Below are 18,726 nucleotides of genomic sequence, written 5' to 3'. Positions count from 1 at the left end.
CGGGCCCCGCCAGGACGTCACTTGATGAAAGATCACGCACCATGAGCCGCACAGAACAGACCGGATCGGGACGCCGACGGCCGCCGACCATCCATGACGTGGCACGGGAGGCCGGGGTCTCCCGGGGCACGGTCTCCCGAGTGCTGAACGGCGGCCACAACGTCAGCCCGGCGGCCCTCGACGCGGTGAACGCGGCGATCCGCAGGACCGGCTACACCGTGAACCGGCACGCCAGGTCGCTCATCACGGGCCGCTCCGACTCGGTGGCGTTCCTGCTCACCGAACCCCAGGAGCGGTTCTTCGAGGACCCGAACTTCAATGTGCTGCTGCGCGGCTGCACCAGCGCGCTCGCCGCGCACGACATCCCGCTGCTGCTGATGATCGCGGGCACGGAGGCCGAACGCCGCCGGAACATGCGCTACATCGCCGGCCATGTGGACGGGGTACTGCTGGTCTCCAGCCACTCCGGCGACCCGGTCGCCACCCAGCTCCACGAGGCGGGCGTCCCCCTGGTCGCCTGCGGCAAACCGCTCGGGCAGGGGTCGAAGGTCAGCTATGTGGCGGCCGACGACCGGGACGGCGCCCGGGACATGGTGCGTTTCCTGTACGCGTCGGGGCGCCGCCGGATCGGTACGGTCAGCGGCCCGCTGGACACCCCGGGCGGGGTGGAACGGCTCGCGGGCTACCGCGAGACGCTGGCCGAATGCGGGCTGCCCGCCGACGACGCGCTGATCGTACCGGGCGACTACAGCCGGGCGGGCGGGGAGGCGGCGGCAGCGCTGCTGCTGGAGCGGGCACCGGACGTGGACGCGGTGTTCGTGGCCTCGGACCTGATGGCGCAGGGCGTCCTCGCGGCGCTGGAGAAGGCCGGCCGCAGCGTCCCCGACGACGTGGCGGTGGGCGGTTTCGACGACTCCCCCGCGGCGCTCGCCTCCCGGCCCGCCCTGACGACCATCCGCCAGCCGTGGGACCGGATCAGCTCCGAGATGGTACGGGTGCTGCTGGCCCAGATCGGCGGGGAGGACCCGGCCGCGGTGATACTGCCGACGGAACTGGTCCGGCGCGCGTCGGCGTGACCGGCGGCCGGCCGCGCGGCGGTCCGGCCGGAGCGCGGGCCGCCGCACACCGGCCGCTGGCCGCCCTCAGACGCCGCCGAGCACCGGGTAGTCGGTGTATCCGCGGTGGTCGCCCCCGTACATGGTGGCGCGGTCCGGGGTGTTGAAGGGGCCGCCGGCCCGCAGCCGCTCCGGCAGGTCGGGGTTGGCCAGGAACAGCGCGCCGTAGGAGACGAGATCGGCCACACCCTCCTCGACCAGGGCGAGTTCCCCGGGGCCGGTCGGGCCGTCGCTCGCCGGGTTGAGGACGAGCGTCCCGCCGAACTCCTTGCGCAGCGTCTCGGTGAGCACCCGGTCGCCGGGCTTCGTCTCGACGAGGTGCAGATAGGCGAGCCCGAGCGGTTCGAGCGCCCGCACCAGGGCCTCGTACGCGGCCTCGGGGGCGGGCTCGTCGATGTCGTTGTACGGGTTGCCGGGCGAGAGGCGGATCGCGGTGCGGTGGGCGCCGATCTCGTCGGCGACGGCCCGCACGGCCTCCAGGGCGAAGCGGATCCGGGCCTCAGTCGATCCGCCCCAGTGGTCGGTGCGCCGGTTGGAGCCCGGCGCCAGGAACTGGTGGATGAGATAGCCGTTGGCGCCGTGCAGTTCCACCCCGTCGAATCCGGCGTCGATCGCGCCCCGGGCGGCGGAGGCGAAGTCGGCGACGGTGGCGCGGACCTCCGCGTCGGTCAGGGCGTGCGGGGTCACGAAGTCCTTGGGGCCCTCCGGGGTGAAGACCTGTCCGGTGGCTGCGACGGCGGAGGGGCCGACCGGGACGAGGCCGTCGGGCAGCAGGTCCGGGTGGCCGATGCGGCCGGCGTGCATGATCTGGGCGAAGATCCGCCCGCCCTTCGCGTGCACGGCGTCGGTGACGGCGCGCCAGCCCGCGATCTGGCCGGCGCTGTGCAGGCCCGGGGTGGAGGGGTAGCCCTGGCCGACCGGGGAGGGCTGGACGCCCTCGGTGATGAGCAGCCCGGCCGAGGCGCGCTGGGCGTAGTACTCCGCCATCAGGGCCGTGGGTATCCCGCCCTCCCCCGCCCGGCTGCGGGTCATCGGCGCGAGGGCGATGCGGTTGGCCAGCGGGGTGCCGGCCAGGTCGAGCGCGTCGAACGCGGTGGTCATGAGAAGCCCCCAGGAGAAAACGGACACGACAGGAAACGGACACGACGGAACACGCGATATGTGGTCGGCCAACAAAAAGTATGTGGTCGGCCAACGATCTGCGACGCGTGCCACTGTAGCCTATTAATTGGCCGGCCAAGGTAAAGTTGGCGGACCGCCCGGGGCCGGGAGCGCCGGCCGTCCGGGGCCCGGCCCGCAGCCCGCCCGCACCCCCGTCCGAGGAGCCCGCGATGACCTCCGATCCCGCCTGTAGCCACCTGCCCGGCGCCGCCCGGGGCGGCCCGGTCAGCCATGCCGTGTCGCGGGTCGCGCGGCTGCACCGGATCGCGGCGGGCAAGCTGCTCAAGGCCACCGGCCTCTACCCCGGCCAGGAGTACCTGATGATGTGCCTCTGGGACACCGGCGCGGTGAGGCAGTCCGAGGTGATCAAGGCGGTCGACCTGGACCCCTCCACGGTCACCAAGATGCTCCAGCGCCTCGAACAGGCCGGGCATGTGCGCCGCAGCCCCGACCCGGCCGACCGCAGGGCCGTCCTGGTCGAGGCCACGGACAGCAGCTGCGCCCTGCTCTCCGACGTCGAGCGGGCCTGGACGAATCTGGAGGAGCACACCCTGGCGGGCCTGGACGCGGACGAGCGTACGGAACTGGCGCGGCTGCTCGCCAAGGTCGAGGAGAACCTCTGCCGCGAGACGGCGGACTGTCCCGAGACGCCCTGACCGCCCGTCGCGGAGCGGATCAGCGGCCGGCGAGCACCCGCAGGGCCAGGTCCACGTGGGCCTCGGTGTTGTAGAGGTGGAAGGCCGCGCGCAGATGGCCCGCGCGGTCCGAGACCATGACCCCCGCGCGTTCCAGTTCCGCCGCCCGGCCGCCGAGTCCGGGCACCGCCACGACGGCCGTCTCCCCCGGCACCGGCTTGTGCCCCAGCCCCTCCAGCCCGTCGCGGAACCGGGCCGCGAGCGCGGTGGCGTGCGCGTGCAGCGCCTCGACCCCGATCTCGTTCACCAGGTCCAGCGACCGCGCCGCGCCGTGGTACGGCAGGAAGGCGGGCGGCTCGTCGTAGCGGCGCGCGTCCGGGGCGAGCGTGGCGAGCGGCGCGTACATGCTGTCCCACCCGTCGGCGGCGGCGGGCCACCCCGCGAAGACGGGCGGCAGGGACTCCTGCGCCTCGCGGGTGACGGTCAGGAAGGACGTTCCGCGCGGGCAGAGAAGGAACTTGAACCCGGCGGTGACGGTGTAGTCGTACGCCCCCGCGTCGAGCGGGAGCCAGCCGGCGGACTGGGTGGCGTCCAGCAGCGTACGGGCCCCGTGGGCGGCCGCGGCGGCCCGGACGGCGGCGAGATCCGCGAGCCGGCCGTCGGCGGACTGCACCGAGGAGAAGGCGACCAGCGCGGTACGCGGCCGTACCGCCTCGGCAAGCCGCTCCAGCGGGACGACCCGCAGATCGAGGTCGCCCCGGACCGCGAACGGACTGGTGACCGAGGAGAACTCCCCCTCGGGTACGAGGACTTCGGCTCCGGTCGACAGCGAGCACGCGATCAGCCCCACGTGGACCGCCACCGAACTGCCGGCCGCCACCCGGCCCGCGTCCACCCCGGCGATCCGCGCGAACCCCTCCCGGGCCCGGTCCACCGCCTCGAAGTCGCCCGCCCCGGCCCTGCGGCCGGTGGCGTTCTCCTCGGCGAGCGCCTTCACGGCGTCGACGGCACGGCGCGGCAGCAGCCCGCAGGAGGAGGTGTTGAGGTAGGCGGTCTCCGGCGCGAACTCGGCGGCTGCCGCACGGCTGAGCGAAGAGATCATCATGAGCCCAGCGTGAGGCCCCCTCCCCCCGCCGTCAACGACGCGACCGGCGCGGGGGCGGGACGAGGCGGGCGGCGCGGGGGCGAGGCGCGGGACCAGGGTTTGGCGTGGCGCCGGGGGTGCCGCCGGGGCGGAGGCTGGAGCGAGGCGTGGGGCCGGGGTGCCTGTGGTGCGGAGGCGGGGGCGCGTCCCCCGTCGCGCCTGAAGGTCCGGCGCCGACGCTCTCCCGCCGCGCGTCAGGCGGTGGTGCCGGACGCGGGCACCTCGCAGGCGCCGTCCGCGTCGCAGGCCGCCGCGTCACCGCCGATCGCGGTCAGCGGGCGGTCCTTCCACGCCTGCTCCAGCGCCTGGGCGAAGACCTCGGCGGGCTGGCCGCCGGAGATGCCGTAGCGGCGGTCGAGAACGAAGAACGGCACCGCGTTGGCACCGAGCTCGGCGGCCTCCTGCTCGTCGGCCCGCACCTCGGCGGCGTACGCCTGCGGATCGGCGAGCACCGCGCGCGCCTCGGCCCCGTCGAGACCGGCCTCCACGGCGAGGTCGACGAGGACCTCGTCGTCGTAGACGGACCGTTCCTCGGCGAAGTTGGCGCGGTAGGCGAGGTTCAGCAGCGCGTCCTGGCGGCCCCGGGCCTTGGCCAGGTGGAGCAGCCGGTGGATGTCGAAGGTGCTGCCGTGGTCGCGCCCCTCGGTGAGGTAGCCGAGCCCCTCGGCCTGCGCGTTGGCCGCGACGTTCGCCTCCATGGAGCGGGCCTCCTCGACGGTGCGCCCGTACTTCGTCGCCAGCATCTCGATGACCTGGCCGGTGTCGCCCTTGGCGCGCCCGGGGTCGAGTTCGAAGGAGCGGTGGACCACCTCGACCTCGTCGCGGTGGGCGAAGCCCGCCAGGCCCTTCTCGAACCGGGCCTTCCCGATGTAGCACCAGGGGCAGGCGATGTCGCTCCAGATCTCGACGCGCATGACTCTTCTTCTCTCCAGGCTCTCGTGCGGCTGCTCGGGCGGCGGGGAAGGCCGCTCCGCCCCCCGGGAGAACACGCGACGGGGACCGGTCATTCCCGACCCGGCCCGCGTCGCTGTTCTAGAGATGCGTGCGGTTCATCGGCCGGGGCAGCGGCTCCAGCGCTCCGGCGTCGCGCAGCCGCTCGTACGCGGCGACGACGGTGTCCGTGTCGCCGGGCGGGGCGATGTCGAGGAGCACGCCGGGACCGTTCAGTTCCTTGCGGGCGGTGCCGACGCCCTCGGGGGCGAGGGCGGCGCGGCCCGGGGAGAGGTAGCCGAGCCGGCCGACGCAGAGCTGGGAGAGCGTGTAGTCGTAGCCGGCCTCGTCCTCCAGGGCGTCGAGGACGTCGTCGTCGGTGACGTCGCCGATGTCGGGCTGCCAGACGTCGGCGAGCAGGGCGAGGAGCGCGGCCTCGGGGACGTCGGCGGTGTCCGGGGAGACGACGGTGACAAGGAGGGACTGGGTGACGTACTCCGACTCGCCGCCGCCCCGGCCCCGTACGGTGACCTCCCAGCCCGGCTCACCGCTGCTCGACAGGTTCAGCCCCGCCCCGTCGGAGGTGTCCGGGGAGTCGTGGTCGGCCTGGAGCGCGGCCGTCAGCGCGGCCTCCTCGCCGGGGAGCGGGGTCGGCGCACCGGACGCGCGCTGGAGGGTCCATGTCCACGGCTGCCCGGCCGGGGCGGAACCGGCTGCCGGGAGCAGTCCGGTGAGCGCGTCGAGCGTGGCCGCCCAGCGGCCCGCGAGCGCCGCGGGCGACTCCTTCCGAGGTCCCCAGAAGCCCCGCACCACACGTCGCATGTCCTGCCTCCACCGTTCGTGAGCGTTGTGCGTTCCGCCGCCGCAGCGCGTACGGACCGGCGCGCGTCCAGGCTAGTGGACGCGCGCCGGGTGACCTGGTGCCGTCAGTCGAAGGCGCCGGCCTTGCGGGTGCTCTTCTCCGGGTTCTGCTTGGTGTAGACGACCTTGATCGGCAGCCCTTCCTCACGGAAGGCCTTGCGGGCGGCCTTGGCCACGTCGGGGTCGGAGAAGTGCCATTCGACCGCGCGTCCGCCGGACGCGGCGACCTGCTCGGTGGCCTCCTTGACGAACTTCTCCTTGCCGGACTTGGTGAGCGTCGACTTGTCGCCCTTGGTCAGGTAGCTCTTGTACCCGTTCTTGGCCTCCAGGAAGGTCTGCCTGCTGGAGTCCCACCCGTCGTACTCGACCGGGGGCTTGCCCTCCTTGGGGTTGGCGACGATGTACTCCTTGCCGCGCTTGGTGTTGGTGATCTGCTCCTGGTAGCGCAGCCAGGACTCGTTCTTCCAGTTGGGCTTGGGGTTGCGGTCGCGGCTGCCCCAGTAGCCGTCACCGGCGTCGGCCGAGCCGAGCTCCGGGTCGTTCAGGTTCTCGGCCCACTTCGGGTCGTTGTAGTTGCGCGGGTCGGAGCTGTCGTTGCGCTTGGCCTCGGGCCACGGCTTCTTGTCCTTCAGGGCCTTCTCCGCGCGGGCCTTCTCCTCCGCGCGCTTCTTCGCCGTCCAGGCGTCGCGCTCGGCCTTGCGGGCCTCCTCGGCCTTGGCCTTGGCGGCCTCGTCGCAGCCGTCGTCGGCGAGGATCACATGGTCCGGCGGGCCGGCGGCGAGGACACCCGTGCCGGATCCGGCGACCCCGGTGCCTCCGTAACGGGTCCGGGGCCCGAGGGGTCCGGAGGCGATGGAGCAGCCGGTCTTGCGGGCCGCGTCCTCGGCCTCGTCGGCGGCGTCGTCGGCCTCCTTGGCCGCCTTCCGCGCTCCGTCGACGTCTCCGGCCTCGGCGGCCTTGCGGGCCCGCTTCGACGCCTTGCCCGCGTCGTCGGCGGCCTCCGCGACCTCGGAGGCGATCTTCCCGATCTTGCCGAGCCTGCTGGTCTTGCCGATGACCTTGGCGACGTCGTAGCCGGGGATGAAGAGCGAGCCGACGTTCCAGACGACGTCCGTCACAGCGCGGGTCTTTTCGCCGTTGTTCCAGCGCTCGCGCACGTCGTCACCGACGAACATGTCGTCGCCGACCGTCACGACGGTGTTGAACGACGCCTTGCCCCAGTCACCGAGCGCCCCGAGGTAGTCGCCGTCCTTCCACTTGTCGACCGCACCCTTGGAGTCGTCCATCCAGTCGCTGCCGAGCTGCTTGCCGTAGTCGGCGATGCCGGACCAGGTGGACGGCTTGAACAGGTCCACGAACCCGGTGACATCGCCCCAGATGCCGTCGACGAAGAGGCCCTTGCCGACCTGCGCGGTACGGTCCCAGGCGCAGCCGAAGAAGCCCCAGCCGCTGCAGTCCTCCTTGTCGCCGTCGTCGGACCCGCCGTCGTCGCCGGAGTCGTCCTCGCCGGAGACGTTGATGTCGTCGTAGGCGGCCTCGGGCTCCTCCGAGTCCTCGGGGTAGGTGTCGGTGCCGGGGCCGTCGGGACCGCCGGTGCCGCCGGAGTCCGTACCGGCGGTGTCGGTGCCGGCGGTGCCCGTACCACCGTCGGCGCCTCCGGCGGTGTCGGCGCCGCCGTTCGCTCCGGCGCTGGCTCCGCCGTTCGCACCTCCGTTGGCACCGTTCGCGCCCCCATCGGCACCTCCGGCGGTGTCGGCGCCGCCGGCCCCGCCGCCCGTATCGGTGCCTCCGGCACCACCGCTCGCACCGGCCGAGCCGCTCGTGGAGCCGCCCGCGCCGCCGTTGGCGCCTCCGGAGCCCGCGCTGCCGGAGCCCGCGCTGCCGCTACCGGACCCTCCGTCGGCACCGCCGCCGTCCGCGCCGCCGACGACGGTGGCGCCGTCACCGGGCCCGGCCGAGTCGGCGCCGCCCGCGCTGTCTCCCGCGTTGACGGTCTCGCTGCCGTTGCCCTTGGCCGGGCAGGACGTACCGGTGACGGAGCAGACGGCTTCCTGGAAGCGGTCGGCCATCGGGCCGCCCACGCCGCTGAGCAGCAGCGCGACGACGATGGCGGCGACGAGCATGACGAGCCCGACGTATTCCAGGGCGGACTGCCCCCGGTCGCGACGCCAGGTGATCATGTGCGGGAGGGAGAACTCCGGCTTGTCCTCACGCTGGTCGGCCGGCAGCCGGAACCACTCGCGGCTCTGGGGCCGGGTGAGGAAGATCAGGATCAGTACCGGCAGGAAGATCTGCGTGAGCCCGCGCATGGACCCGTCGGCGGCGTTGGATATGCCGCCGATGATCAGCCAGACCTGTACGGCGAGGAGCCCGGCCCACACGCCCCGGCCGCCGGTCCACACCCGCCGCGAGAGCAGCCATCCGGCGACTCCGGGCAGGGCCCCGTAGACCAGCAGCCCGATGACGACCCCGTCGAGCGCGTCCGCCGCGAGCGCCGAACCGAACAGCCCGGCCGCACCCAGGAGCGTCGCCCCGAACAGGACGTGCACCAGCATCCGGACCGCGCCCATCGAGCGCGGCAACTCCCGGCGTCCCGCGCCGGGGGTCGGTCCGAACCCTCCGTACGCGGCTATTCCACCAGTCGCAGACATGACCAGCTCCCCCACCAGCACTGCCCGCAGGCAGAAATCACGACGTCCCAGCTTACGCAGCCCGGGGTTCCGGAGTCATGGGTCCCAGGACCCAACTCACCCCACAACGGGCCCTATCCGCGCCCAACGGCCCACCCGGCGGAAGGTCAGTCCACCGAACCGGAAGCCTCCGGCACCGCGAGACAGAGTGTCAGATGATCGCCCGCACGCGGGAGCCCGGGATCGTCCACCCAGCCGCGCGCCGCGTAGAACGCCTGGGCCCGCAGATTGTGCACGAACACCTCAAGTCGCACCTCCGCCACCCCTTCCCGTCGCCAGGCCGCCACGCACACCTCGTGCAGCGCCGACCCGATCCCCTCCCTCCACCGCTCCGGCGCCACATGAAGCTGCGTCAGATGCATCACCCCGTCACGCACGGAGTACGCCGCCACCCCCGAAAGCCCCCCGCGCTCCTCCTCCGCGACCAAGACCGTGGCCCCCGCCCGCTCGATGGCCCCGGCCCACCCCTCCCGACTCCGCCCGACCTCCGCCACCCCGGCGTACTCGTCCTCCGGCAGATGCCCCCGGTAGTACGTGGCCCGCGCCTCCGTGTGCAGCCGGACGATGGCGTCGAGATCGTCGAGCGTCGCGTTTCTGATCATGCGGTGGGAGACGCGCGGGGCGGCGGAGCGGTTGCCGATCCGGCCCGCGTTCGGCGCCGGAACAACCGTGCACACGGGCCACGGGCGAGTCAGGGCCGGATGTGTGGCAGCGTGAACTCGGGCAGGGCATACGGGCCGGGCTGCGGGGCTTCGGGATCGGCGGGGACATCGGCGTGAGGGATGTGCGACGCATATGTCTCGGCGTTGTCGACGGGTGTGTAGGCCAGTTCGGATTCCGCCGGGAGTTCCCAGAAGCGGCGGGTGTTGGCGGAGACGGCGTACGCCGTGGCAAAGCGTGTGGAGAGCGGGGCGGTCAGCGCGGCGCGGCAGAATCCGACGGCATCACGGTGGCTGAGCCATGTCGCCAGGTGGCGCGACTCGGTGGGCACCTCCTCGAAGCTGCCGATACGCAGGCAGATCACCGACACACCGAATTTGTCCGCGTACAGCCGCCCCAGGGCCTCGATGGCCGCCTTGCTCACCCCGTACAGGCCGTCGGGGCGCACCGGCTCCTGCGGGCCGGTGCGATGGGACACGGGATAGAACCCGCTCACACGATTGCTGCCGACCAGCACGACCCGCGGAATCGCCGCACGGCGGGCGGCTTCCAGGACATGGTGGGTGCCCAGCACATTGACGTCCAGAAGATCCTCGAACGGCGCCTCGTCCGGCAGGCCGCCCAGATGAAGCACGGCGTCCGCACCCGCGAACGCGGCCTCGACGGCTGCCGCGTCCCGAAGATCGACGATCCGAACCACCTCGTTCGCGGCTTCGACCCGGAGCGGAACACGGTCGAGCAGGACGAGGCGGCTCACCTCGCCGCGCAACACCCGGCGCACGACCGAGCCGATGTTCCCCGCCGCTCCGGTGACGACCACTGTTCCCAACTCCACCGCGCGCCTCCCCTGTTCGTCCTCGTCAACACCCTGATCCGCCGAACGTCGGACGACAAGCTCATCCCTTGAGGAAATCGATGATCTGGGGGGCGACTTTCCTCGGGGCCATGACGACGGCGCCGTGGTTGAGTCCGGGCAGGGTGCGGTGGTCGGCCTGCGGCAGGATCCCGGTGATGGCGAGGGCGGCGCGCCGGAACGCGACCGGACTCTTGCCACCGGTCAGCACGCGGGTGGGTACGGCCACCCCGTTCCACTCCTCGGCATCGAGCGGCTTGCCTTGCTGGGTATCACCCATGACCGCGATGTCGTAGAGCAGCGTGCCGGCCAGCTTGGTGAGGTTGGCCCACATCTTCGGCATGAGCCTCATGAGGAACACGGCGATGCCGGGCATGCCCTGCACCCTGGTCATGAAGTACGTGACCGCGTCGCTGTGCCGGCCTTCCGCGAGCAGCGCGGTGATCTGCCGCGCGAGGTCCTTGGGCGGCCCGTCGTCGCCTTCGGCGACCACGAACGGCGGCTCGTACAGAGCCAGGCGGTCGACGTTCACTCCGGCCGCCGCCGCGCGCAGGGCGAGCACCGCTCCGGAGGACGAGCCGAACAGCGACGCCGAACCGCCGACGTGCTCGATCAACGCGGCGATGTCCTCGATCTCACGGTCGGGGGCGTAGGCATCGGCGTCACCACTGGCGCCCCGTCCGCGCCGGTCGTAGTTGATCACAGTGAAGTGCTGGGCCAGGAGGGCCGCGAGCTTGGTCGTGTCCGAGCGGTCCGCCAGTGCCGAGGCGACCAGGACGACCGTCGGCCCGCGACCCACCTGCTCGAAGGCGATCTCGGTGCCATCGGCGGAGACCACACGGGCCTCGGCTGCGGCCGACCGCTCTCGCACTGTTGCCATGATTCTCTCTCCGCTTCACGTAGGGGGCGCACCGCTGTGGTGTGCGTGCTGCCCATGGGACCCCTGCGGCGCGGAAAACTCATCGGCGCGAGGACTCCGACGCTCCTCACCGGGCCGGAGGTCTATCCGGCGTAGGGGTTGCCGCCGAGCCAGGTGGTGCCGTCGAGCAGTTCGCGTGCGGCGTCCAGGTGACCGCTGTGGCAGGCGACCTCGGTGAGCACATGGATGAGGATGCGGCGTACGTCGGGCAGCCGCCATGTCGGCCAGATGTCCACGGGCCACGCGGCGGGCTCCTGGTCCGGGCCGGCGGCGGCGAGCACGACGTCCGCGCGCGCGACGGCCGCCCGGTAGTCGGCGAAGACCTCCTCGGTGCTCATCCCCTCGGGGACGGACCAGTGCGCCTCCGCGCCCGCCGCGAGCTGACCGGCCACATCCGGTTCGCCCGCGATCACCCCGGGGAACCAGAAGCGTTCGACATCCACGGTGAGGTGGCGCAGCAACGCCAGGCAGCTCCAGCCGCTGGGCAGCACCGGCCTCCGCAGATCCTCCCCCGAGAGCCCTTCGAGGATCCCGAGAACATGCGCGCGCTGGCTGTCCAGGGCGCCCTTGAGCGCGTCCAGTTCAGCATGCACCGAACGGTGCCCTGCGCCGGGACCTTGCTGAGCCAGGACGGCGTCCACCACGTTCTCGCCTGTCGTACGTGTCATCCGCGCGCCTCCGTCACCCACAGAACATGATCTGACTCCGGCCCGGACGCTACACCGGGGGTACGACACTCCCTGGTTGACCGGCATGTGCCGGCGGACGCACTGGCCCCGGCCTCCCTCACCCCACCCCCCTCCGGTACCGCCCCGGCGCCACACCGAATTCGCGCTTGAAGGCCTTGGCGAAGGCGAACTCCGATGTGTAGCCGGTGCGTTGGGCGATGACGCGGAGAGGGGTGTCGTCGGTGCGGAGGAGGTGGCCGGCAGTGGTCATGCGCCACCAGGTGAGGTAGGTGAGGGGCGGCTGGCCGAGGAGGGTGGTGAAGCGGCGGGAGAAGGCGGCGCGGGAGAGGCCGGCCAGGGTGCCGAGTTCCTCGACGGTCCAGGGGTGGGCGGGGTCGGCGTGGAGGGCGGAGAGGGCGGTGGAGACGGCCGGGTCCGCGAGGGCGGCCGCCCAGCCGGACGCCTGGCCGGCGGGCCGGCCGGCGGAGGGGCCGGTGACAGGGGTTACGGGGCCGGCGGCAGGGGTTACGGCAACGGTGGTCTCGCCGGGGCGGCTCGGGGCGTGGCTCTCCTCCAGCCACCAGGCGCGCAGGATGTAGAGGAGGAGGGTGTCGAGGAGCGCGGGGACGATGGCGTCGGAGCCGGGCTGCGGGGTGCGGAGTTCGGTGCCGAGGAGGTCGATCGCGGAGCGCAGGGCGGGGTGGGTGCCCACGCGGGCGGGGAGGTGGACCGCGTCGGGGAGGTGCGTGAGCAGGGGGTGGGCGCGGGCGCGGTTCAATTGGTACGCGCCGCAGAGGAGTTGGGTGGTCGGGGCATCCGCGTCCGTGGGCGGCCTGTCGGCCGGGGTCGGCCAGGTGCCGTCCGGGCCGGGGACCACGTCCTCCAGCGGGGTGTCCGGGGCGTCGGCCAGCGCGTGGCCGCGGCCGTGGGCGAGGAAGACCACGTCGCCGACGCCGAGGCGCACGGGCGCCGCGTCCCCCGGCGGGATCAGCCACGCCGTTCCCTCCAGGACCACATGGAACCCGGCTCCCTCGGAGGCCGGGAACCGCATCCCCCAGGGGCCGTGCTTGAGGCGGCGCGAGGAGTGCGGACGGCCCGCCCGCATCGCCGTGATCACGTCACTCAGGACATCCATGGCGGGAGCGTATCCAGCCGGGGACCCGGGGAGCACGATCGGACAGGTAACGGGGACTCCAGGACATGGATCGTCTCGTCCCGCGTTCCTACGGTGGTGCTCATGACGAAGGAACAGATATCAACTCCCGCCACCACTCGCGCCGTACTCTTCCACTCCACCGGTGAGCCCGATGTCCTCACCGTCGAGGAAGTGCCGCTTCCCGCCCCCGGCCCCGGCGAGGTCCTGGTCCGGGTGGAGGCCCTCGGCCTGAACCGGGCCGAGGCGCTCTTCCGCGCCGGAACGTACTTCTACCAGCCGACGCTCCCCGCCTCCCGCAACGGCTACGAGGCCGCCGGCACCGTCGAGTCGGTCGGCGCCGGGGTCGATGGCGTCGCTGCCGGGGACCTGGTGATCGCCACCCCGGCCGGGGAGTTGAGCGTGCACGGTCTGTACGCCGAGCGCCTCGTCGTCCCGGCCGCGCAGGTGATCCCCGTGCCCGAGGGCGTCGACGCGGTGCGGGCCGCCGCCGTCTGGACCACGTACTCCACCGCGTACGGCGCCCTGCTGGAGAAGGCCGGACTCCGCCCCGGCGACCATGTCCTGATCACCGGGGCGTCCAGCGGCGTCGGCACGGCCGCCCTCCAGGTGGCGCGGCTGATCGGGGCCGTGCCCATCGCCACCACCCGTGGCGCGGGGAAGAAGCGGGGGCTGCTCGACGCGGGCGCCGCGCACGTCGTCACCACCGACGACGAGGACGTGGTGAAGGAGGTCGCCCGGATCACCGGCGGGCGCGGGGCCGCCGTCGTCCTCGACGCGGTCGGCGGGCCGGACTTCGCCCGGCTGGGCGAGGCGGTGGCCCCCGGCGGCACCCTGGTCGTCTACGGCTGGCTGGACGGGCGGCCCACCGTGATGCCGATGAACTGGCCGCTGACCGTCGTCGGTTACAGCAACCTCGAACTCTCCGGCGATCCCGTCGTGCGCGGGCGCGCCGCCGCCTTCATCGCCTCCGGGCTGCGCGGCGGCGCGCTCGATCCGGTGATCGCCGCCGTCTTCGAGGGGCTGGAGCGCATGCCGGACGCCCACCGTTTGATGGAGTCCAACACCCACACCGGGAAGATCGTCGTCACCGTCCCGTACGCGTAGGCGCAGGCGGCCCCTGGTCCCTCAGCTGCCGTCCCGCAGGTCCGCCACCCCCGTCGCGCGGAACGCGATCCGGTCGAACGCGACCTCGCAGCCCTCGCCGGTGGGCGACTGGGCGAGGAAGCCGATGGAGGCGGCGGCCGTCTGCTCCGGGGTGCCCAGGGCGAAGACGCGGACGAAGGTCCACTTCTCGCCGTCGGGGGAGGCGTGGTACGCGAAGGCGTTGCCCGTGCGGCTGAGGCGGAGCCAGTACGTATCGCCGTCCACGACGAAGGAGTTGACGTCGTCGGACTGGCCCCGGGTGACGACGGTGCAGACGGTCGGGTGGTCAGGGGAGAGCTCCAGGCAGAGCTTGGCCCAGGCGTCGTCGGCGACGTGGAGGTAGAGGACTCCCGCGTCGAAGGCGGCGGCGAAGCCGACGCGGACCCGGGCGATGAGCTGGAAGTCGCCCTGCGGGGCGGCGCCGAGGAGCCGGGGCGCGTCGCTCACCGATTCCAGGGAGTCGCCGCCCGGCGGGACGAAGCGGTCCTGGCGGGCGCCGGCCCGGGTGGTGAGGACGCCGTCCTCGTAGGCCCAGTCGGCGGCGGGGCCGAACGGCTCCAGGGCGAAGGGGAGTTCGGGGAGGTCGGGGGTGGTCATGCGGGGCGTCCGTTCACGCGGCGGGGCAGGTGGAGGGGGTTGTCCTCGCGCAGCTCGGGCGGGAGCAGGGCTTCGGGGGTGGTCTGGTAGCTGACGGGGCGCAGCCAGCGTTCGATCGCGGTGGCGCCGACCGAGGTGGAGGTCGAGGTGGTGGCGGGGTAGGGGCCGCCGTGGTGCTGGGCGGGGGCGACGGCGACCCCGGTGGGCCAGCCGTTGACGAGGACGCGGCCGGCGAGCGGGGTGAGCGCCGCGAGGAGGGGGGCGGCGGCGCCGTCGGCCTCCGCGTCGGCGATCTGGAGGGTGGCGGTGAGGTTGCCGGGGAGCCGGGAGAGGACGGCGGCGACCTCGTCGGCGGAGGCGTAGCGGGCGACGACGGTGACCGGGCCGAAGCACTCCTCCAGGAGCGCGTCGTGCGGGCCCTCGGCGGTGAGCAGCCGGGCGGGGACGGTGAGGAATCCGGCCGCGACGGTGTGCTCGCCGCCGGCGCCGGGGGTGACGGGGGCGTCGACCTCGGGCAGGGCGGAGCGTTCGGTGACGCCGGCGAGGAACGCCTCGCGCATGCGGTGGTCGAGCAGGACCCCGGCCTCGGTGTCGCTGACGGCGCTCGTGAGCGCCTTCAGGAGCTGGTCGCCGGCCGTGCCGTCGGGGACGAGGACGAATCCGGGCTTGGTGCAGAACTGGCCCGCGCCCATGGTCATCGAGCCGGCGAGCCCGGCACCGATCTGCTCGGCGCGCTCGGCGGCGGCGGCCTCGGTGACGACGACGGGGTTGAGGGAGCCCAGCTCGCCGTGGAAGGGGATGGGGACCGGGCGGGCCGCCGCCGCGTCGAACAGGGCGCGCCCGCCGCGGACCGAGCCGGTGAAGCCGGCGGCGGCGACGAGCGGATGGCGGACGAGTGCGACGCCGGCCTCGAAGCCGTGGACCAGGGAGACGACGTCCTCGGGCAGGCCGGTGCGCGCGGCGGCCCGGCGCAGGACCGAGACGCAGAGTTCGGAGGTGGCGGGGTGGTCCGGGTGCGCCTTGACGACGACCGGGCAGCCGGCCGCGAGGGCGCTGGCGGTGTCGCCGCCGGGGACCGAGAAGGCGAGCGGGAAGTTGCTGGCCGCGTAGACGGCGACCACGCCGAGCGGGATCTTGTAGCGGCGCAGGTCGGGCCAGGGCGGGGTGCGGGAGGGGTCGGCGTGGTCGATGTGGATGTCGAGGTACGCACCTTCCTCGACGACCTCCGCGAAGGCGCGCAACTGGGCGGCGGTGCGGGCGAGTTCGCCGGTCAGCCGGGCCGGTCCGAGGGCGGTCTCGGCGTCGGCGGCCTCGATGACGTGGTCTCCGGCCTCGGCGAGCAGATCGGCCGCGGTGCGCAGGAACTCGGCGCGTACGGTGCGGTCGGCGAGCGCGTCGCGTACGGCGTGGGCGGCCCGGACCGCGCGGTCGACCTCCTCCGCTGTAGCCTCCACGGCAACCTGCTCACGCGGGTTCCCGGTGCGGGGGTCGACGCTCCAGACTGGTGCTGCTGCCACCGTGTTTCCTTCCGCTCCGCTGCCACACATCAGAAGTTGTTCGGTATTCTGAACAGAGTTCCTGATCGTGAATATGAAGCGACTCTATTTCCGGGCGTTCGGTGTTGGCAAGAAGTCGCAGGGTTCTGTAGGCGGGCTGGAAGGGGCGTAGGACGATGTCGGTTGCCGAGTCGGGTGGCGGGGCACAGGTCAAGTCCGCGGTACGGACGGTGGAGCTGCTGGAGTACTTCGCCGGCCGGCCGGGCATGCACTCGCTCGCCGCCGTCCAGGAGGCCGTCGGCTATCCCAAGTCGAGCCTCTACATGCTGCTGCGCACCCTGGTCGAGCTGGGCTGGGTGGAGACGGACGCGACGGGGACGCGGTACGGGATCGGTGTGCGCGCGCTGCTGGTCGGCACCTCCTACATCGACGGCGACGAGGTGGTCGCCGCCGCCCGCCCCACGCTCGACCGGCTCTCCGACGACACCACGGAGACCATCCACCTCGCCCGGCTCGACGGCACGAACGTCGTCTACCTCGCCACCCGCCAGTCCCAGCACTATCTGCGTCCGTTCACCCGCGTCGGCCGCCGGCTCCCCGCGCACTCGACCTCGCTGGGCAAGGCGCTGCTGGCCACCCACAGCGACGAGCAGGTCCGCAAGATGCTGCCCGAGACCCTTCCGGCGCTGACCGAGCACACCCTGACCGACCGCGAGAAGCTCATCGAGGAGCTGCGCGTCATCCGCGAACAGGGGTACGCGGTGGACCGCGAGGAGAACACGCTGGGGCTGCGCTGCTTCGGCGTCGCCGTGCCGTACCGCACCCCGGCCCGGGACGCCATCAGCTGCTCGGTGCCGGTCGCCCGGCTGACCCCGGCGCACGAGCAGATGGTGAAGGACGCCCTGTTCGACGCCCGCGACCGGCTGACCCTGGCGACCCGGCGGCTCTGACCGCGCCCGCCGGCCCGGCACCCGACAAGGCCCCCGCCCCGGCGTACGCGCGACGGCCCGCCCGCCGGTCCCGGCGTACGCGTACCGCCTCCCCGCGCGGCGGACCCGCCCGGTCCGTCGCGTTTTCGGCATGACCTTCGAGGGTCTCGCACACCCCTCCGATAACATGCTCGAATTCATGACGATTGACCTCATCGTTCACCCCTCCACCGGATGAACCGTGCTGCCCGGCGCGCCGAGTGACCCACCTCGTGACGTACTCCCCCGTCACCTGACAAAACGGCCAGACTCTTGATACCTAACGCATCGCGGGTGCTCTCCCGAATACGGGCGTCCTCCCGAATAACCGACGGCGACGAGCCCGGCACGGGGCGCAGCCCCCGGACGGCACTGTGGGTCGCGGTGGGGGTGGTGGGTCTCGGGTTCCTCGTCGCCCTGGAGATCGCCGCACGCCACTACGGACTGCCGGGCCCCATCGTCAACCAGGCACGCGAGGCGGTGTTCCCGCCCGTCTCCGGGTTCCTGCTGTACGGCAGCATGGGGCTGATGATGGTGGTGCTCACGTGGCGCCAGCGATTCATCGCCCTCGGCACGGCGATCGGCATCGACCTCCTCATCCTGCTGATCCGCTGGATCGCCGACGCCCCGGTCACCCAGGGGCACCCCTTCGGCAACGGCGCGCTGTGGGTGATCATCGGCTGCGGCGTCATCGCCGTGACCCGCCGCACCGGCGCCGAACGCCTCCTGCTGCTGAAGGGCGTGGGGCTCGGACTGCTCCTGGTGACCGGGCGCAAGACCGGTGACACCTGGCTGGTCATCACCTCCAAGACCCGGCCGCAGGTGCTCGACCAGTACGTGGCGACCGCCGACCACGCGCTGGGCAACCCCTCCTGGCTGGTCGGCCGGATGGTGCGGTCCACCGGCCACGTCGGCGAGGTCTTCCTCGACTCCGTCTACACCCAGCTCGCCGTGGCCGCCGTCGTCGTCGCCGTCTACCAGCTCCGCAAGGTGGCCGTCGAACGCCGCTTCCCCTCCCACCACCTGGTGCGCACCTTCCTGGTGATCGGGCTGCTGGGGCCGGCCATCTACATGATCTACCCGGTCGTCGGGCCGATCTACGCCTTCGGCGCCGACGGCGGCCACTGGGCCGCGGCGAACATCTGGCCGGACGTGATGCCGCCGCGCGTCGGCCCGGAGCACATGCCGTTCGACGAGATCACCCCGCGCAACTGCATGCCCAGTCTGCACACGGCCTGGGCCACCACGATCTTCATCCACTCCCGCAGGGGTCCGCGCCTGCTGCGGTACGCGGGGGCGTTCTGGCTGGTCGCCACGCTCGCCGCGACGCTCGGCTTCGGCTACCACTACGGCATCGACATCATCACCGGGGTCATCTTCACCCTCACCATCGAGACGGCGCTGCGCGCCCTCGAACGCGGCTGGGACCGGTCCGCGACCCTGCTCGTCGTCCACGGCACGGTGGTGTTCACCGTGATCCTGGTGGCCGCCCGCTATCTGTCGACGCAGCTCGCCGCCCACCCGTGGGTGTTCGGCCCGGTGCTCGTCCTGGCGCTGGTCTCGGTGATCACGCTGTACCTGCGCACCGTCCGGCAGTGGGACCCGAAGCCCGCCGTGGCACCGCAGCCGGAGCTGCGGCCCGAACTGGTCTGACACCGGCCCCGATCCGTCTCCGCCACGCGGCGGAGGCGGATCGTCACGGGGCATGAGGTGCCCCCGCCGTTCACGCG

Annotated in this window: 17 protein-coding genes; 5 read left to right on the top strand and 12 right to left on the bottom strand. The window is 72.9% G+C overall.

The features are described from left to right. The first annotated feature begins 41 nt into the window (after positions 1-41). On the top strand, positions 42-1,076 hold the full coding sequence (locus ACWCXC_RS22950; RefSeq protein ID WP_450890399.1) for a LacI family DNA-binding transcriptional regulator: 1,035 nt from the start codon (positions 42-44) through the stop codon (positions 1,074-1,076). 66 nt (positions 1,077-1,142) lie between these two features. On the opposite strand, the gene ACWCXC_RS22945 is transcribed toward ACWCXC_RS22950, so the two are convergent. Further along, on the bottom strand, positions 1,143-2,216 hold the full coding sequence (locus ACWCXC_RS22945) for an alkene reductase (RefSeq protein WP_450890398.1): 1,074 nt from the start codon (positions 2,214-2,216) through the stop codon (positions 1,143-1,145). A gap of 230 nt (positions 2,217-2,446) precedes the next feature. On the opposite strand from ACWCXC_RS22945, the gene ACWCXC_RS22940 reads away from it, so the two are divergent. Further along, a complete protein-coding gene (locus ACWCXC_RS22940; RefSeq protein WP_450682653.1) occupies positions 2,447-2,932 on the top strand; it encodes a MarR family winged helix-turn-helix transcriptional regulator in 486 nt (161 codons plus the stop codon). 19 nt (positions 2,933-2,951) lie between these two features. On the opposite strand, the gene ACWCXC_RS22935 is transcribed toward ACWCXC_RS22940, so the two are convergent. The 9 genes from ACWCXC_RS22935 to ACWCXC_RS22895 all read right to left on the bottom strand — a co-directional run bounded on the left by ACWCXC_RS22935 (position 2,952) and on the right by ACWCXC_RS22895 (position 12,771). Next, complete coding sequence (locus tag ACWCXC_RS22935; protein ID WP_450890397.1) at positions 2,952-4,016, bottom strand: aminotransferase class V-fold PLP-dependent enzyme; 1,065 nt, start codon at positions 4,014-4,016, stop codon at positions 2,952-2,954. A gap of 233 nt (positions 4,017-4,249) precedes the next feature. Next, entirely contained in the window at positions 4,250-4,969 is a 720-nt protein-coding gene (locus ACWCXC_RS22930; protein ID WP_450682651.1) for a DsbA family oxidoreductase, read from the bottom strand. Between the two features lie 118 nt (positions 4,970-5,087). After that, positions 5,088-5,807, bottom strand: coding sequence for a hypothetical protein (locus ACWCXC_RS22925; protein WP_450890396.1), 720 nt, complete (start codon positions 5,805-5,807; stop codon positions 5,088-5,090). A gap of 104 nt (positions 5,808-5,911) precedes the next feature. Next, the gene (locus ACWCXC_RS22920) at positions 5,912-8,497 is read right to left on the bottom strand and encodes a Tox-REase-5 domain-containing protein (RefSeq protein WP_450890395.1); all 2,586 of its coding nucleotides are present in this window, start codon (positions 8,495-8,497) and stop codon (positions 5,912-5,914) included. 146 nt (positions 8,498-8,643) lie between these two features. Continuing rightward, the gene (locus ACWCXC_RS22915) at positions 8,644-9,213 is read right to left on the bottom strand and encodes an N-acetyltransferase family protein (RefSeq protein ID WP_450890394.1); all 570 of its coding nucleotides are present in this window, start codon (positions 9,211-9,213) and stop codon (positions 8,644-8,646) included. Positions 9,214-9,227: 14 nt separating this feature from the next. Further along, positions 9,228-10,016, bottom strand: a complete 789-nt coding sequence (locus ACWCXC_RS22910; RefSeq protein ID WP_450890393.1) for an NAD-dependent epimerase/dehydratase family protein — start codon at positions 10,014-10,016, stop codon at positions 9,228-9,230. Between the two features lie 76 nt (positions 10,017-10,092). Next, positions 10,093-10,929, bottom strand: a complete 837-nt coding sequence (locus ACWCXC_RS22905) for an alpha/beta fold hydrolase (protein ID WP_450890392.1) — start codon at positions 10,927-10,929, stop codon at positions 10,093-10,095. A 122-nt stretch (positions 10,930-11,051) separates the two neighbouring features. Then, positions 11,052-11,561: a DinB family protein gene (locus ACWCXC_RS22900; protein WP_450682712.1), complete on the bottom strand. Its 510-nt coding sequence runs from the start codon at positions 11,559-11,561 to the stop codon at positions 11,052-11,054. Between the two features lie 193 nt (positions 11,562-11,754). Continuing rightward, entirely contained in the window at positions 11,755-12,771 is a 1,017-nt protein-coding gene (locus ACWCXC_RS22895) for an AraC family transcriptional regulator (RefSeq protein ID WP_450890391.1), read from the bottom strand. A 102-nt stretch (positions 12,772-12,873) separates the two neighbouring features. On the opposite strand from ACWCXC_RS22895, the gene ACWCXC_RS22890 reads away from it, so the two are divergent. Beyond that, positions 12,874-13,896 carry a zinc-dependent alcohol dehydrogenase family protein gene (locus tag ACWCXC_RS22890; protein ID WP_450890390.1) on the top strand — a complete coding sequence of 341 codons (1,023 nt, stop codon included), beginning with the start codon at positions 12,874-12,876 and terminating at the stop codon, positions 13,894-13,896. A 21-nt stretch (positions 13,897-13,917) separates the two neighbouring features. On the opposite strand, the gene ACWCXC_RS22885 is transcribed toward ACWCXC_RS22890, so the two are convergent. Then, positions 13,918-14,532 (bottom strand): DUF1349 domain-containing protein, encoded by a 615-nt coding sequence (locus tag ACWCXC_RS22885; RefSeq protein WP_450682643.1) that lies wholly within the window; start codon positions 14,530-14,532, stop codon positions 13,918-13,920. Continuing rightward, positions 14,529-16,049, bottom strand: coding sequence for an aldehyde dehydrogenase (NADP(+)) (locus tag ACWCXC_RS22880; RefSeq protein WP_450682642.1), 1,521 nt, complete (start codon positions 16,047-16,049; stop codon positions 14,529-14,531). The genes ACWCXC_RS22885 and ACWCXC_RS22880 overlap by 4 nt, the downstream gene beginning before the upstream one ends. A gap of 155 nt (positions 16,050-16,204) precedes the next feature. On the opposite strand from ACWCXC_RS22880, the gene ACWCXC_RS22875 reads away from it, so the two are divergent. Then, positions 16,205-16,978 (top strand): IclR family transcriptional regulator, encoded by a 774-nt coding sequence (locus tag ACWCXC_RS22875; protein ID WP_450890389.1) that lies wholly within the window; start codon positions 16,205-16,207, stop codon positions 16,976-16,978. 390 nt (positions 16,979-17,368) lie between these two features. Next, positions 17,369-18,649, top strand: a complete 1,281-nt coding sequence (locus ACWCXC_RS22870) for a phosphatase PAP2 family protein (protein WP_450682711.1) — start codon at positions 17,369-17,371, stop codon at positions 18,647-18,649. The last annotated feature ends 77 nt before the right edge of the window (positions 18,650-18,726 follow it).

The sequence above is a fragment of the Streptomyces sp. NPDC001515 genome (genome assembly GCF_053597115.1).
This window is presented reverse-complemented; position numbering and strand designations above follow the sequence as displayed.